Here is a 16,218-nt window from a genome sequence, read left to right as displayed (position 1 = left end):
CGTCTCGTCGGGGAAGCGGGCGAGCAGCGAGGTGGGATCGGAGTCGCCCCCGGGCAGCCGCATCAGCAGCCCCAACAAAGAGCGTCGGGCTCGGCTCGTCGCCTTCGCCGCGACGACGCTCATCTTCTGCACGGTGCGTTGCCCCCCAAGGGTTATGGGTCCGATCTGCGAAGAGCGTGCCAGATATCGGCTGGGTCGTGCAGCAACCGGGCTCCGACGCGCGACGACCGCACACCGACGCACAGCGACCGCACACGGACTGCACGCCGATCACCCGCTGATGACGTGCGCCACACCTACCATCGCGGTCGCTGCAGAGGCTCACTACGCGTCCGCGCCGCCTGCGGCCGGGGGCCAGCGTTCACGTTCGGGCCAGGTTCGGGTCCCGTTGGTGGGCTCTGTTTACCTCGTCGGCCAGGCGGGGGAGGGTCCAGACGTGGAGGGGCGGAACCAGGGTGGCGGAACAGCCGCCACGGATCTCAGTACCGCTCTGCCCTTCGACGATTCGGCGCCCCGTCTGGCCCGCCAGTTCGTCGCCGCGGCGACGAGCCCGTTGCCCGGCGAAATGCGCGCCGACGCCTCGCTGCTGGCCTCCGAACTGGTGACCAACGCGGTACGGTACGGGCGGCCGGACATCCGGCTGCGGCTTCAGGTCGACGTCGCCCGGCTCCGGGTCGAGGTGCACGACGGCGGTGCCCCGATGCCGCCCTGGGTCGCGCCGGGCGCCCCGAGCGGCCAACCGCACGGGCGGGGTCTCGTCATCGTCAATCATCTGGCGGCATCGTGGGGCGTGGACGGAACCGACGTCGGCGACGGGAAGGACGTCTGGTTCGAGTTGCGTCGCCCCGACTCCGGCTAGGCGTCAGCGCGCGGGCCGTCAATTCCAGTGGACGGTCAGTTCGTTGCGCTGTCCGAAGCGTTCGAGATGGCGGGCGACGACGTCCTTCACGTTCTCGAGGCTCGCGGCGTCGGCGGCGCCGGCGATCAGCTCGAGGCCGACGTCAGAGACGACCAGGAGGCAACTTCCGCTGGGGAACACGAGACGGGTTCCACGGTCTTCCTCGCGGACCTCGAGCCGGCGGCCCAGGTGCGACACAAGCTGCTTCGCATACCGGGCCGCCGCTTCCGTCGCCACCGCAGCGGTGGCCTGGTATTCGTCAGTCACGGGCCGGGCCGTCGGCGAGCAGCAGGTACAGCGAGCGGCGGGCCTCGTCCAGAATGGCCAAGGCGGCGGTGAGCTGCTCGTCGCTGCCGGTGCGGGCGACCTGTCGGGCGGCGCTGTGGACGTGCTCGAGCGCCGAACGCAGGTCGGCGCCAGGGCCGGCGGCGGCGTAGTTCGCGAAGGGGTCGGCCCAGGTGTCAGCGTTGTCCGCGACGTGTTTGCGGCCGGCCTCGGTGAGCGTGACCAGCCGGCGCCCGGACTCGGCGGTCACGGTGGCCAGGCCCTCGTCCTCGAGCTGGCTGATGGTGGGGTAGACCGCCCCAGGGCTGGCCGTCCACCGGCCGCCGCTGCGATCGGTGATCGCGCGCATGAGCTGGTAGCCGTGCATCGGTTCGTCGGCCAGTAGCAGCAGCAGCGCCGTGCGGATGTCGCCACGGGCCGCGCGGCCGCGTCCGCCGCGGCGGCTGTGCATCGGATGGCCCTCGCCGGGGCCGCCGTGGCGGCGGGGATGGTGCTCGCGATGGCGCCGGGTGAAGCCTCCTCGCGAACCGGAGGGTGTTTCGGTGTCGTACATCAAACGATGTCCTTTCGTAGTTGAGACGCTAACGATATATCGTTAGTGGTTGCGATGCAACCCTCAGGTACGCGGGGTCGGCCGCCCCGGTCAGCGCAACTGGGCGGCGATGGCGAGCGGTTCCTCGCCACCGAAGAGCTCGACGAGCCGATTGCCGAGCGTGAGGTCGCCCTCCACCTGGACCCGCTTGTCGATCCACACGGTCACCGGATTCACCGCGCCTGCGATCAACCGGATGAAGTCGGCGACGGACGCGCGGATCGTGACGGCGGGATTCTCGGCCGGGCGATGACGCGCCACGGCCTTGATGCCAGAGACCTCGATCGTCCACCAGTGGTCGGAGTTGCGGTCGTCATCGCGCTCGGTGGCGCGGCTCGGCAGCACCTCGAACTGGATCTCGCCCTCGAAGCCGAAGGCCATGCTGGGTTGGAATCCGCGGGCCATGGCTGTCATGACCGAGCGCAGCGCCAACGGTGAGCCGAAACGCTTCTCGAGGTCGGCGTCGGTGCCGTCCCCGACCAGCCGGCCCATGGCGGCCCGGCCACGCGTCGAGATCATGGCCCGGGCGCCGTAGCGCCACGCGTCGGTGACTTCGCCGAACGAGCGCCGTTGCCGCGGCGCGGGCGCGTGGCCACCGGTAGTCGCGCGGAGCTGCGCCACCGCGCGGTCGATGCCGCCCAGCCGGTGGGCGCGAGCCAGCTCGTCGGCCTCGTCGAGCAGGGTGGCAGCCCGGTCGACGTCGCCGGTACCGCTCCGGCTGAGCAGCATGCGCGCCTGCGCGCAGAGTACGCGGGCCAGCTCGGGCGGCGAGCCGACTCGCTGTTCGAAGGCGGCGGCGCGCTGCAGGTGCTCGTCGGCGGCCGAGAACCGGTCGAGGAGGGTGGCCATGGCGCCGAGCGCGCGCTGGACCGTGCCCACCGGAACCGACACCGAGCCGAGCACGGCATAACGATCAGCCAGAGGCAGCAGCAACCGGTACAGCGTCTCCGCGCGGCGCGTGTCGCCGAGGAAGGCACAGACGTCACTGCTGAGAACCATCGTGCTGATCCAGAAGACGTCGTCCGGCACGTCGGCGAAGTCGTTCACCGCGAGGCGCTCGAATTCCCGCCGCGCCTCCGGCTCCAGGCCGAGCTCGGCATAGATGCAGGCGAGGCCGGCGCGGAACGCCGGGATGGTGTGGAAGTGCTCGGAGATCGACTTCGACCCGCCGTGGATCTCGGCACACCGGCCCTGCAGGATCCGCAGATGCAGCACCTGCGGCGCGAAAAGCTCGGCCGCGCACGGGTTGTCGCTCGTCTGGCCGGTGTCGACGGCCTGCCACATCAACTGTTCGCCGACGGTGAGGTCGCCGTGCATGATCGCGCGGCCGGCTTCGTACAGGGTGTGGAACCACGTGTAGTAGGACTGCCGCAACTCGTCGACGAGGACACGGCTGTGATCGAGATGCTGCTCGGCGGCGACAACGTCGCCCGCTTCGAACAGCGTGGCCGCCCGCCAGAACCGCGCTTCGAGCAGCGGGCCCGACGACTCGGCCTTCGCCGCGAGCTTCTCCATCTCGGCCGCGGTGCGCAGCCTTTCGTCCAGGTTGCCCACCCGCCAGCATGCGAGCCAGGTGTCGGCGAGGATGCGGGCGAGCAGCGCCGGGTCGTCGATGCGCCGGGCCATGGCGATCGCCTGGCGGCCGAGGTCGTTGGCCTTGTCCCGTTCGCTGAACAACAGCGCCGAGGCCAGGCGCCCCATCATGCGGGCGCGCAGTGGCGAGTCGCCGCCGTGCAGCATGCGCAGGGCCTTCTCCAGTGTCTCGATGAGCAACGTGTCGACCATGCCGCCTTCCAGCGGCATGCCCATGCGCCCGCCGAGACCCAGTGCCGCGGCGGCCAGCTGACTGGGGGAGCGCATCCGCTCGGCGACGACGGCCGCGCGCGCGAACGCGTCGCGAGCCTGCCCGTACTCGCCGGAGTTCCACAGGTTCTCGCCGAGGCTGAGGAGGAGGTCGCACTGGAGCCCGAGGTTCCCGCCCTGAACGGCGAGGCCGTGCAGCGCGTTCTCCAACTGCTCGGCTGCGGCTTCATACGCGAGCTGACCCGCTGCCAGCTCGGCGGCCCGAATCGCGTACTCGATGGCCTTGTCCAATGCCTCGCTCGTGCGGGCCGCCTTGAAAAAATGGTGGGCCAGGCCCGGAAGGTGCTGTTCCGGACGGGTGTCGCCGAGCTCTTCCAGTGCCTCGCCGACGCGCATGTGCAAGTTGGTTCGGTGGGACCGGGCCAGGCGCTCGTACAGGGTGTCCTGGATCAGCGCATGTGAGAACCGGTAGGTGATCTGGCCGCCCTGCGTCTCGACGACCAGCCGGGCGCTCGCCGCCTCTTCGAGATGCTCGTAGAGCTGGTCGGGGGACAGGCCGCTGATCTTCTCGACCACTGCTGCGCTGAACTCGCGCCCGACAACAGCGCCGATCGACAGCACCCGCTGGGTCTGCTCGTCCAGGCGGGCGAGGCGGCTCTCGACGACCGAGCGCACCGATTCCGGGATGCCGATGCGCAGGGCCGTGCCCGCGGCCAGGCGCCCACCGGCCTCCTTGATGCCGCCGGTCTCCAGCAGGTGTCGCAGCACTTCCTCGACGAAGAAGGGATGGCCTTCCGTCTCCTGCCAGACAGCTCTCGTCAGCTGCTCGGGCGGCTGCTGTCCCGCCCACGAGGTGATCAGCTCCGTCACCTCGGCCTGGCTCAGGCCGGCGAGTTCCACCCGTTCGAGCGGCACCCGTTCCCGACGCAGGTCGTGCAGCACCGAGGCGAAGGGGTGGCCGCGACCGACTTCGACGTCGCGGTAGGTCCCGATGATCAGCAGGTTGGACGAGGTCGGTGAGCGCATCAGGTGCTTGAGGATCAGCAAGGTCGCCGGATCGGCCCAGTGCAGGTCGTCCAGGACGAGGACGACCGGTCCGTGCACCGCAGTCGAATCGAGCAATGCGACGATCGCCTCGAAGAGGCGGTAGCGCTCGGTCTCGGCGTCACCCGAAGGCGACTCGACCAGATTGGGGAAGCGGCGGCGCAGGACGGGTAGCAACTTGGCCAGCGCGGCGTAGTCCTCCTGAGGCCGGCGCCGCAGCTGGACGTCGGGCACCTGGTCCACCCAGCGCCCCAATGCCTCGACGACGGGCTGGAAGGGGATGAGCCCGCCTTCGTCGCAACGGCCGTAGAGAACGACGGCGCCGTGGGCGTGGGCGTGGATGGCAAGCTCGGTCGCCAGCCGGGTCTTGCCGATCCCCGGTTCCCCGGCGAGCAGGACGAGGCGGCGCCCGCCGCGTTGAGCCTGCCCGAGTTCGCGCCGCAGCAGGGACAGCTCGCTGCGCCGGCCGATCAGCTCTCGGGTGGCCAGTGTGGTCAGCGGCGCCGGCATCGCCGGGCCCGCCGCCGAGGGCACGTTCTCGCTGGCCTCGGCCTGTTCCAGCCCGTGAGCCGCGACGGCGTCCCAGTCGAGCGCCGCGGCCGGAACCGGATCGGACAAGCCCTTCAGCCACAGCGAGCCCATGTCGGCGAACTCGAGGCCCGCGGCCCCGGCGACGTCGCGAACGGCCTCGGACACCAGAACCTGCCCGCTGTCACAGCGATCGCAGAGCCGTTTGGCGATCACGACCGGCATGCCGAAGTAGTCGTCCCCGTCGCTGACGGCGTCACCGCTGTGCACCCCGACCCGCAGGCTGAGCGCGAACTCGGCCGCGGACGTGGCGTTGTGCTGGGCGATCGCCCGCTGCATCGCCGCGGCGCAGGCGGCCCCGGCGGCCGGCGTGGCGAAGGTGACCATCAATCCGTCACCCAGGTTCTTCACCTCGCGTCCGCCGTGGGCGGTCAGCGTCGAGCGGAGCAGTGTGAAGTGGCGACGCAGCAACTCGTCACCCGCCGGCCCGAGCCGTTCCAGCATGCGAGTGGAACCGACCAGGTCGGTGAACAAGAACGTCGTGCTGACCGTGCGCGACATCGATTTCGATCCCCCGTGAGCCTGACGCTGGCCTTTCAGCCCTGGCGCTGACTCAAGAGTAAGTACACGGTGTTGCTGATACATAGCGCTGACCGCCGCGGGCTCGCACAATTCCGGCCTATCGGACATACCCGCTCAGGATGATGTGCTCGCTCAGGCCGGCAGCCCCAGACGCTGGACGTCACTAGCGTCTCTCAGTCGTCGCGCGGGTCGATCCGTTCGAGGGCGTCCAGCGCTATCCGGGTGATCGTCTCGTCATCGCTCGCGGCGCCGCGGGCCATGGCCGCGTCCGCCGCCTCGATCGGCATCGCCGCGTAGATGAGCTCGAGGGCGCGCGCGATCACTTCTACCTCGGGCTCGTCCTCGAGCGCGCCCATGGTCTGGATGAGGGCCCGTTGCCAGCCGAAGATCACCACCGCGGCCTGCACCTCGCCGGCCAGGGCGAGCAGCATCGCGGTCTCCCGCCCCATGTCGCTGAGCACGTACCGTTCGGCCCGCCCGAGTCGGCTCAGCCCTTGCCAGCCGACGCGCCCGTGGTGCGCGGCCGCCCGCAGGTTCCCCAGCTCGCGCTCGGCCGCCAGGATCCGCACGTGCGCCAGGAACCTAGGTCGCTCGGCGCCGAACTCGTCGAACGTGCTCAGGGCAGCGCGCGCCAACTCGGCCTGCGCGGCCCAGTCGCCCTGCGCGCCCTGCACGAAGCCGAGGCCGAGCGTCACCCGCGCCTCGAGCAGCCGATTGCCGATCCGGCCGAAGAGCGCCGCCGCCTCGCGCAGCAGGTCGGCGCAGCGCCCGTACTCGCCGTGCGGGATGCATTCCCATCCGCGCTCCCACACCTCGGTCGCGAGCAGGTACTGGTCGTCCAGCGCGCGGGCCAGTTTGCGCGCTTCGGTGAGCTCGGCCTGCGCCTGCTCGCGTTGTCCCACCCGGTCGAGGTAGGACGCGAGCAGGATCCGCGCCTCCGCGACGCTGCGGGTGTCACCTGCTTCGACCATCGCGGCGATGAGCGCCTGAAGTTCGGCCACGGTGTCCGGGGACTCCCCGGCGGTCGTCCAGTCGTCCATCATCAGGAGAAACCGACCCCGGGCCCGCAAACCCGCGGGCGCCGAGTCCGCCGTCGCCAGCGCCTTCTCCAACAGCGCGCGGACCTGACGTGTCCACCGCAGGGGTTCCGCCGCGGCCACGGCCAGGACGAGCGCCGCCTCCGGATTGCGCTGAAGGGCGCGCTCGCCCGCGGCTTGCACGTTCGCGGCCTCGTCGCGCATGGTCCGCAGGGCCTGGAGCTGGTTGCGCCCGTGCACCGCCACCTGCGCCTCGACGGCCACAGCCGTGATCCAGGCCAGGTGCCGAGCCACTGACTCCTCGTAGTCGCCGGCCTCGCGGGCCCGGTCGCGGGCGAACAAGCCGATCGACACGAGGCAGCGGTAGCGGGCGCCGGCGTCGCCGCTGACCGTCCGCAGCAGTGACTTCTCAGCCAGGGAGACGACACCGGATCGGGCCGCCGCCGCCGTCAAGCCCCCGAACGCGCAAACCTCCGCCGCCGCAGGCAAGGTGAACCCGCCGCCGAAGACTGCCACCCGACGCAGCACGGCGCGCTCGTCCTCGCCGAGCAGGTCGTAGCTCCACCGGATGACCCGCTCGAGCGTCTGGTGCCGCTCGGCGCCGCCGCGCGACCCGGTGTCCAACGCCTGCAACGGCTCATCCAGGGCGTCGTTCATCTCGGCCAGCCCGAAGGCCGGCGCCCGCGCGGCGGCGAGCTCGAGCGCGAGCGGCAACCCGTCCAGCTTGCGCACGATGCTGGCGATGGGATGCACGGCCGTACTGAGATCCGTCTCGAGACCGGCCGCCGTGGCCCGCGCGACGAACAGCCGGATCGCGTCCAGTTCCATCAGGGTCGCCGGGTCGTGCAGGTCGGGGGACGGAAGTTCCAGCGGATCCACCCGCACCACCCGCTCGCCGGGCACGCGCAGGGGCGCGCGGCTGGTCGCCAGGATGGTCACGTCCGGAGCCCGGTTGAGCAGCATGTCGGCCGCGGCCGCGGCGTGGTCGATGACGTGCTCGCAGTTGTCCAGCAGCAGCAGGCCCCGGCTCGGCGCGAGGGCGGCGGCGGCGGCCTCGAGCGGCTCGACCGCCGTGTCGTCGCCGGCCCCGACGGCGGCGGCGATCGTGCCGTCGACCGGCGAGTCGGCCCGCAGCGCGGCGAAGTCGGCGACCCAGACCTCGTAGCGGTCCACCTGGCTCAGCTCGGCCGCCACTTCGAACGCCAGCCTGGTCTTGCCGGCGCCGCCCGGCGCGACGAGCGTGACGAGACGATCGGTGCGCACGCAGTTGCGCACATGGTCGAGTTCCTTGCTGCGCCCGACGAAGCTGGTCCGCGGCCGGGTGAGCCACGCTTCGGCGGGGAGCGCATGGGGCTGTCGCACCTCGTCGGTGACGGGTTGGAACAGGCGCTGCGGCTCGTCGAAGTCGCGCAGCAGGAATCGGCCGAGAAAATGCAGCGTCGAGGGATCGAGCTGATCGGCGACCGTCTCGGTGAGCAGCACCTGCCCGCCCTCTGCCGCCACCACCACGCGCGCCGCCTGGTGCACGACGAGCGAGACGTAGTCGTCGTCGCGCGGCACGGCGTCGCCGGAATGCAGACCGATCCGGATGGCGACCTCGACCCCGCCCGGCCAGGGGTACCGGGCCATCTCGGTCTGCGCCTGCTGCGCCGCGGCGACGGCGTCGGTCGCGGTCCCGAACACGATCAGCACCCCGTCACCGAGCCGCTTGACGACCCGCCCTTCGTGCTTCTCGGCGGTCTCGCTCAGCAGCTGGTTGTGCGCCTCGATGAGGTCGACGTAGCGGGCACCGAGGGCGTGATGCAGCCGGGTCGACGCCACCATGTCCGTGAACATGAACGTGACCAACCCGCTGGGTAACGCCGCCACCGCCTCAGTCTGCCCAAGCCGGGCACTGATCGCATGCCGCGCCGCCGCATTTTGGGCGCGGCGCGCTAGGCGTCGTGGGTGCTCAGCCGGATCGCAGCAGCGCCGACGGCGGCCGCCGCCCACACGCAGAGCACGAGGAAGCCCTTCAGCGCGGACAGATGAGCGCCCTCGGGAGATCCCCAGAACGCGTCCCCGGCGTTGGAGGGCAGGTATGGACCGATGTTGTCGGCCCAACTGTTGGGCAACAGGTCCATCAGCGGTGGGATGACGAAGAACAGGGCGACGAGGGCCGATATGCCGGCGGCGGTGTTGCGCAGAACGGCGCCGAGCGCCATCCCGATGATGCCGACGAGGAGCAGATAGCCGCCGGCCCCGATGACCATTCTGAGCGCGTGCGGGCTGGAGATCGCGACGTCGATGTGACGGCCCGACAGCAGCGCCTGGCCGACGAAGAACGCGGCGAAGGCGGACGCGATCATCAGCGGTCCGATGACGGCGATGAAGACGATCAGCTTCGCCAAGAGGACGGGCAGCCGCTTAGGCACGACGGTCAGTGACGCCCGGATCATCCCGGTGGCGTATTCGCCGGTGATGAGCAGGACGCCGAGCACGCCGACGACGAGCTGCGAGATGTGCACTCCACCCAGGCTGCGATCGGCGGCGTTGAATCGGGCTCGCTCGCCGGCGTCGGCGTGGGCCCAGTGCGCGGCCGTCACACCGCAGATCAGCGCGGCCAGCCCGATGGTCAGGACAACGGCGACCAGCAGCGCGATGTTGGTCGAACGTAACGAGCGGAACTTCGTCCACTCGGACCTGATGACCCTGGTCTGGGTCACCTTCAGGGTCGTCGGAGCGCCGAGCGACGGGCGCGGGTCCAACTGGGCGGTCACGCGTGGTTCCCGGTGTGGGCGTGGAACTCGACCGAGTCTCGCGTCATCTCCATGAACGCCTCTTCCAACGACGCCTTCTGGACGACGAGCTCGTGCACGCGGATCCGTCGCTCGTACGCGACATCGCCGATCTGCTCGGCCGTGAGGCCCTGGACCTCGAGGACGCCGGGCTCCGGACCGCTCACCGTGACATCCGGGCCGAGCAGGTGCTCGCGCAACTCGGCCGCCTGCGGTGTCCGCACCCGCACGATGTTCGTCGAGGCCATCGCGACGAACTCGGCGACGTCGACGTCGACGATGAGCTCGCCACGGCCGACGACGATCAAGTGATCGGCGGTCAGCGACATCTCACTCATCAGGTGTGAGGACACGAAGACGGTCCGGCCCTGCGCGGCGATGCTCCTCAGCAGGTGGCGGACCCACTGAATGCCTTCCGGATCCAGGCCGTTTACCGGCTCGTCCAGCACGACGGTCTGCGGGTCACCCAGCAACGCCGACGCGATGCCCAGACGCTGTCCCATACCCAGCGAGAAGCCACCGGCTCGCTTGCGGGCGACCTCGTGCAGTCCGACGAGCTCGATGAGCTCGTTCACGCGCGAACGCGGTACGCCGTTCGTCTGCGCGAGGGCGAGCAGGTGATTGCGCGCCGACCGGCTCGTGTGGACCGCGCGGGCCTCGAGCAGGATGCCCAGCTCGGCCATCGGCGCCACGGCGTCGCGGTAGCGGCGCCCGTTGACGAGCACCGACCCCGCCGTCGGCGCATCCAAACCGGCGATCACCCGCATCGTGGTTGACTTGCCCGCGCCGTTGGGCCCGAGGAACCCGGTTACGACGCCGGGCTGGACGGTGAAGGTCAGGTCTTTGACCGCCACCTTGTCGCCGTAGCGCTTCGTGAGCCCGTCCACCTGAATCATGCAACCGGTCTACACCGCGTAGGTGAGGCTCAGAGCTTCCATCTCAGCGTCCGCACCGTTGGGGAGCCCCGTCGATGGGCATGATCGGTGGATGAGCGTCACCGACTGGTATCTCTCCGCACCGCAGCGGCACAACCCGGCCACCGAGCTCGATCGGCGCCACCCAGAGGGAACGGCATGGACCGCCGGCAACGATGTCACACCGCTGATCCACGGCGCGGTGTACTTCCGCGAGTTGCTGACCTGCTTGGAGCGTCTTCGGGCCGACGACCTCGCGCTCTTCACGGACTGGCGTGGGGATCCGGACCAGGCTCTCGACGAGGATGGCACCGAGGTCAGCCGGGCCCTGTGCGCCGCCGCGGAGCGAGGCGTCGTCGTCCGCGGCCTCGTCTGGCGTTCGCACATGGACCGTCTGTCGTTCAGCGAACAACAGAACCGCCACCTCGGCGAGGACATCGAGGCCGCCGGCGGCCAGTGCCTGCTCGACCAGCGAGTGCGCCCGGGCGGATCACACCACCAGAAGTTCGTCGTCTTGCGACACAGCGGCCGTCCGGAACTGGATGTGGCGTTCGTCGGCGGCATCGACCTGTGCCACAGCCGACGCGACTCCCACGAGCACGCCGGTGATCCGCAGCGGCAACCCATGGCGGCGGTGTACGGCGATCGGCCACCGTGGCACGACATTCAGCTCGCGATCCGCGGCCCGGCTGTGGGTGACGTCGAGACGGTGTTCCGCGAACGGTGGGACGATCCCGCGCCGCTCACGCGCAATCCCATCGACCGCATCAGCGAGGCGGTCCGCCACACCCCGCGCCGTGCCCGTCCCCTGCCGCCGCAGTTACCTGATCCCGCACCGCGCGGGAGCGCGTACGTCCAGCTGCTGCGCACCTACGCCAACAGGCATCCCGGATACCCGTTCGCCCCGTCCGGCGAACGATCGGTGGCGCTCGGGTACCACAAGGTGATCGAGCGGGCCCGCAGCTTGATCTACATCGAGGATCAGTACCTGTGGTCGCACGACGTGGTGCGGTGTCTGGCCGAGGCCTTGACGAGGCAGCGGAACCTGCGCCTGATCGCCGTCATCCCGCACTATCCGGACCAGGACGGGGCGGTGTCCATGCCGGCCAACCTGGTCGGCCGGCAGCAGGCGCTGGACGCCCTACGAGCCGCCGCGCCCGACCGGGTCGCCGTCTACGGGATCGAGAATGCCGCGGGCATTCCGATCTACGTGCACGCCAAGACCTGCATCGTCGACGACGTCTGGGCCTCGGTCGGTTCCGACAACATCAACCGTCGATCCTGGACGCACGACTCCGAACTGACCTGCGCCGTCCTCGACGACCTGCGCGACGGCCGCGCACCGGACGTGATCGACGGCTACGGAGACGGCGCACGGCAGTTCGCCCGGCGGCTGCGCCTCCGGCTCGCCGCCGAACACCTCGACCGCAGCGAGGGCGACGAAGCCGGGCTCATCGATCCCGTCGAGGTGTTCGAGGCGTTCGCCGACAGTGCCGCCGAACTGCAGCGTTGGCACGACAAGGGCCGAACCGGGCCCCGACCGCCCGGTCGGCTCCGCCCGTACGAGATGAAGCGTCTTCCTCGCCGTACTCTCGCCTGGGCGACACCGCTGTACCGTCTCGTCCTCGACCCGGACGGGCGCCCGTTGCGGCTGCGCTACCGCCACCGCTTCTCGTGACGGACGCGCCGGGCGCCCCAGGGACGGCGGTCGATCAGCTCGCCAGTCGGGCGAACAGACCGGGCTCGTAGGCGCCGCCGGGCAGCCCGGCGATCACCGCCATGCGGTTGGTCGCGTTGATGAGCGCGATCAGCGAGATTAGCGCGACGATCTGGTCGTCGTCATAGTGCGTGCGCACGCGGGCCCACGTCTCGTCCGAGACGCCGGCGCCGTCGGCCAGCCGGGTGCCTTCGTCAGCGAGCGCGAGCGCCGCCCGCTCGGCATCGGTGAACACGTCGGCGTGCCGCCAGGCGGCGACCAGATTGAGCCGCAGTGGCGTCTCGCCCGCCGCCGTCGCTTCCTTGGCGTGGATGTCGACGCACCAGCCACAGCCGTTTAGCTGACTGGCCCGCAACGACACCAGCTCCCGCGTCGCTGGTGGGAGCGTCGACTGCTCGATCGCGAGATTGACGTTGAAGATCCGCGTGCCGATTGCGGCGCCGAGCTCGTTGTTCATCAGGTCGATACGGGGTTCCATGAATTCGCCACTCCTCGTTGTCAGCCCGTGCCGCCCGTCGGCACGGCGCCTTGCGAACATGAAGACTCCGGCGCGGTCGCGGCTGTGACGTCGTCGCGGATTGACCAATGTCATGGGCCGCGGCTGTCACAAGTCCGCACTCGTCGGCATCTTGTGTGCGAGACGGTCGGGGACGAGTGGAGGGAGCGACGCGTGGGGGAGCGAGCGGTGGGCGGCACGGCTCGTGCCGCCCGGGCGACTGACATCTACGCCACGCACCGCAACCTGCTCTTCACCGTGGCCTACGAGATTCTCGGCTCGGCCAGCGACGCCGAGGACGTGTTGCAGGAGACTTGGCTGCGGTGGGTCGGCGTCGATCTCGAAAAGGTGCGCGATCAGCGGGCCTATCTGGTGCAGATCACCACGCGCCAGTCGCTGAGCCGCCTGCGCACGCTCGGCCGCCGCAAGGAGTCCTACGTCGGCGCCTGGCTGCCCGAACCGCTCCTGACCGCGCCCGATGTCGCCGATGACGTCGAGCTGGCCGAGAGCGTCTCGATGGCCATGATGTTGGTCCTCGAGACGCTGAGCCCGACCGAACGTGCGGTGTTCGTGCTGCGCGAGGTGTTCGACGTCGACTACGACGAGATCGCCGCGGCCGTCGACAAGAGCCCGGCTGCGGTCCGGCAGATCGCGCACCGAGCCCGCGACCACGTCGCCGCGCGCCGTTCGCGCGGTGTTGCGACGGCGGCTGAGACCCGCGACGCGCTCAAGGCGTTCCAGCGGGCGGTCGAAACCGGTGATCTGCAAGGCCTGCTCGACCTGCTCGCGCCGGACGTCGTGCTGGTCGGCGACGGTGGCGGAATCGCGCAGGCCGTGCTCAACCCGGTCAAGGGAGCCGACCGCGTCGGCCGTGTTCTGGCCAACGGGCTGGGGCGGATTGCCGGCGGATCACTGCTGCCGGCGCAGGTCAACGGCCACCCGGCGCTGGTCCTGCGCTTCGACGACGCCATCGACACCGTCGTGACCCTGCGCATCGACGACGGCCTGATCACCGCCCTGTACGCCGTGCGCAACCCGGAAAAGCTCTCCCACATGACGCAGGAGATCCGGCTGCGACGCTGACCCCGCGGCCTGGCCGACACGCCGGGCGGGAATAGCGGCGGCGCGCCCGGTGCTCGACCAACATATGAGTGTTGACCTGAGCAAGTCGCTGCGGACCCGATCGACCGGTCTCGTGCTGGCGGTCGTCTGTGTCGCCCAATTCATGGTCGTCCTCGACATCAGCATTGTGAACGTCGCCCTGCCGGACATGCGGCGTGACCTGTCCATGAGCCAGAACGGCCTCGCGTGGGTGCTCAACGCCTACACGCTGAGCTTCGCCGGCTTCCTGTTGTTGGGTGGACGGGCTGCCGACCTCTGGGGACGGCGCCGGCTTTTCCTCATCGGCGTCGCGCTGTTCTCGCTGACCTCGCTGCTGGGCGGCCTCGCGCAGAGCGGCGGCCAGCTGATCGTCGCCCGTGGGCTGCAAGGACTGGGCGGCGCGGTGCTGTCGCCGGCCACCCTGACGATCCTGACCACGACGTTCACCGACCCACGCGCTCGCGCCAGGGCCCTGGGTGCTTGGAGTGCCGTCGCCGGCGCCGGCGGCGCCACCGGCGTCCTCGCCGGGGGCGTGCTGACCGATCTGCTGTCCTGGCGGTGGATCTTGTTCATCAACGTGCCGATCGGGTTGCTGGTGCTCGCGGTTGCCCGGTTCGCCATCACCGAGTCCCGCGGCGAGGGCGAGCGTCCGACGCTGGACTGGCTCGGCGCCCTCACCGTCACCGGTGGCCTGGTTGCGCTGACCTACGGTGTCGTCTCGACCGACAGCCACTCGTGGGGTTCGCCGCTCGTGCTCACATCGCTGGCCGTGGGCGCTGTCCTGATTGCCGGCTTCCTGCGGGTGGAGAGCCGGCACCGGCACCCACTGGTGCCGCTGCGGATCTTCCGGTCCCGCGCACTGACCGGGGCCAACCTGATCATGATCCTGATCGGCGCGGTTATGTTCTCGCTGTTCTTCTTCCTGTCGCAGTATCTGCAGGACGTGCACGGCTACAGCCCGCTGCGCACCGGTTTCGCGTTCCTGCCCATGCCCTTGGCGATCATCGTCGGCACGCAGTTGTCGTCGCGGATCGTGGACCGGGTCGGCTCGCGGCCACTGCTGGCCATCGGCCCGTTGATCTCGGCCACCGGGCTGCTGTTGCTGTCACGGTTGCACGCCACCAGCTCCTACGCGCTGCACATCGGCCTGCCCGGCGCCATGATCACGTTCGGCATCGGCATGTCGTTCGTGCCGGTGACGTTGTCGGCCACCACCGGCGTCGACCGGCGCGACGCCGGCCTGGCCTCCGGCCTCATCAACACGACCCGCCAGATCGGCGGATCGCTCGGACTGGCCGCACTGTTGACGATCGCGGCCTCCCGAACCCACGCGTTGATGGGCTCCGGCGCTGGCGTGGCCCAGACCGCGGGCTACACGCGGGCCTTCGCGGTGTCGTCGGTTCTCCTCGTGCTCGCCGCCGCGGTGGCGCTGTTCGTGTTGCCGGCCCGGCCCAGCCAGCCGGAGCCGGTCACCGACGACGAGCGACTCGGTACGGCGAGCCTCGACAAACCGGCTCTGGCCGCCGAGGCGGGCTGACGGGAGCGGTCGCGGCGGCCACCATCGGCGCGACCTGACAGGCTGGCCTTGTGCTGCCCCCGACGATTGCCACGACCGACTACCACACCGCCGGTGAGCCGTTCCGGATCGTGGCCGACCCTCCGGTACCGATCCCGGGGCACACGGTGGCCGACCGCCGCGCCCGCGCCATCGAGGATCCGGCCGTCCAGCAGCTGCGCGCCGTCCTCTGTTCCGAGCCTCGCGGCCATGCGGACATGTACGGCGGGTTCGTCGTGCCGCCGGACGACTACGGCGCCGATCTGGGCGTGCTGTTCTGGCACAAGGACGGCTTCTCGACGGCGTGCGGACACGGCACGATCGCGTTGGGTGCCTGGGCGGTGGACAGCGGCCGAGTTGGGGCGCCGGATGACGGCAGCGTCGACGTCGTGATCGACGTGCCGTCCGGACGGGTCACCGCGCGGGTGCATCGGGAAGACGCGCTAGTGGTCGCGGTCGACTTCGTCAACGTGCCCAGCTGGGTGGTCGCCCGCGACGTCGCCGTCGACACCTCTCGTGGCGCGGTCCGGGTGACCGTCGCGTACGGCGGAGCGATCTACGCGACGCTGCCGGCTGCGCAACTCGATCTCGCGGTAACACCCGAACACCTCGGTCAGCTCATCGCGCTCGGCCGGGAGATCAAGTGGGCCCTCAACGACACCGATCATGCCGTGCACCCGACCGACCACCGCCTGAACGGCATGTACGGGACGATCTGGTTCGACGATTTGGGTGAGAACGACGGCACGGTGCACCAGCGCAATGTGACCGTGTTCGCCGACGGGGAGGTCGACCGGTCGCCCTGCGGGTCGGGGACCTGCGCGCGGCTCGCGGTGCTGTCCGCCGACGGGCGATTGCCGGCCGGCAGGGTGCTGCGGCACGAGTCGAT

General features: G+C 70.3%; 12 protein-coding genes. 5 read left to right on the top strand and 7 right to left on the bottom strand.

Features of this window, described 5'->3' with window-relative positions:
* Window positions 1–436 precede the first annotated feature (436 nt).
* Complete coding sequence (locus tag ABR571_RS17115) at window positions 437–859, top strand: ATP-binding protein (RefSeq protein ID WP_409454417.1); 423 nt, start codon at window positions 437–439, stop codon at window positions 857–859.
* A gap of 18 nt (window positions 860–877) precedes the next feature.
* Here the strand turns inward: ABR571_RS17115 and ABR571_RS17110 are convergent, their stop codons facing one another.
* From ABR571_RS17110 to ABR571_RS17085, 6 genes are all read right to left on the bottom strand, one after another.
* A complete protein-coding gene (locus tag ABR571_RS17110; protein ID WP_409454416.1) occupies window positions 878–1,165 on the bottom strand; it encodes a DUF2218 domain-containing protein in 288 nt (95 codons plus the stop codon).
* Window positions 1,158–1,736, bottom strand: coding sequence for a PadR family transcriptional regulator (locus tag ABR571_RS17105; protein ID WP_409454415.1), 579 nt, complete (start codon window positions 1,734–1,736; stop codon window positions 1,158–1,160). The genes ABR571_RS17110 and ABR571_RS17105 overlap by 8 nt, the downstream gene beginning before the upstream one ends.
* A gap of 90 nt (window positions 1,737–1,826) precedes the next feature.
* A complete protein-coding gene (locus ABR571_RS17100) occupies window positions 1,827–5,711 on the bottom strand; it encodes an AAA family ATPase (RefSeq protein WP_409454414.1) in 3,885 nt (1,294 codons plus the stop codon).
* 194 nt (window positions 5,712–5,905) lie between these two features.
* Entirely contained in the window at window positions 5,906–8,638 is a 2,733-nt protein-coding gene (locus ABR571_RS17095; RefSeq protein WP_409454413.1) for an ATP-binding protein, read from the bottom strand.
* 65 nt (window positions 8,639–8,703) lie between these two features.
* Window positions 8,704–9,528, bottom strand: a complete 825-nt coding sequence (locus tag ABR571_RS17090; protein ID WP_409454412.1) for an ABC transporter permease — start codon at window positions 9,526–9,528, stop codon at window positions 8,704–8,706.
* The gene (locus ABR571_RS17085; RefSeq protein WP_409454411.1) at window positions 9,525–10,442 is read right to left on the bottom strand and encodes an ABC transporter ATP-binding protein; all 918 of its coding nucleotides are present in this window, start codon (window positions 10,440–10,442) and stop codon (window positions 9,525–9,527) included. Before ABR571_RS17085 ends, ABR571_RS17090 begins: the two co-directional genes overlap by 4 nt.
* A gap of 91 nt (window positions 10,443–10,533) precedes the next feature.
* Between ABR571_RS17085 and ABR571_RS17080 the strand changes: the two genes are divergently transcribed.
* Window positions 10,534–12,138, top strand: coding sequence for a phospholipase D family protein (locus tag ABR571_RS17080; protein ID WP_409454410.1), 1,605 nt, complete (start codon window positions 10,534–10,536; stop codon window positions 12,136–12,138).
* 34 nt (window positions 12,139–12,172) lie between these two features.
* Here ABR571_RS17080 and ABR571_RS17075 read toward each other — a convergent pair whose 3' ends face one another.
* Window positions 12,173–12,655, bottom strand: coding sequence for a carboxymuconolactone decarboxylase family protein (locus ABR571_RS17075; RefSeq protein ID WP_409454409.1), 483 nt, complete (start codon window positions 12,653–12,655; stop codon window positions 12,173–12,175).
* Between the two features lie 192 nt (window positions 12,656–12,847).
* Here ABR571_RS17075 and ABR571_RS17070 point away from each other — a divergent pair, with 192 nt between their 5' ends.
* From ABR571_RS17070 to ABR571_RS17060, 3 genes are all read left to right on the top strand, one after another.
* Window positions 12,848–13,756, top strand: a complete 909-nt coding sequence (locus ABR571_RS17070) for an RNA polymerase sigma-70 factor (RefSeq protein WP_409454408.1) — start codon at window positions 12,848–12,850, stop codon at window positions 13,754–13,756.
* Between the two features lie 64 nt (window positions 13,757–13,820).
* The gene (locus ABR571_RS17065; protein ID WP_409454407.1) at window positions 13,821–15,311 is read left to right on the top strand and encodes an MFS transporter; all 1,491 of its coding nucleotides are present in this window, start codon (window positions 13,821–13,823) and stop codon (window positions 15,309–15,311) included.
* A 50-nt stretch (window positions 15,312–15,361) separates the two neighbouring features.
* Window positions 15,362–16,218 (top strand): proline racemase family protein (locus ABR571_RS17060; RefSeq protein ID WP_409454406.1); only part of this gene is annotated, 857 nt, incomplete at its 3' end.

This window comes from Jatrophihabitans sp., assembly GCF_046262535.1.
GTDB lineage: Bacteria > Actinomycetota > Actinomycetes > Mycobacteriales > Jatrophihabitantaceae > Jatrophihabitans.
This window is presented reverse-complemented; position numbering and strand designations above follow the sequence as displayed.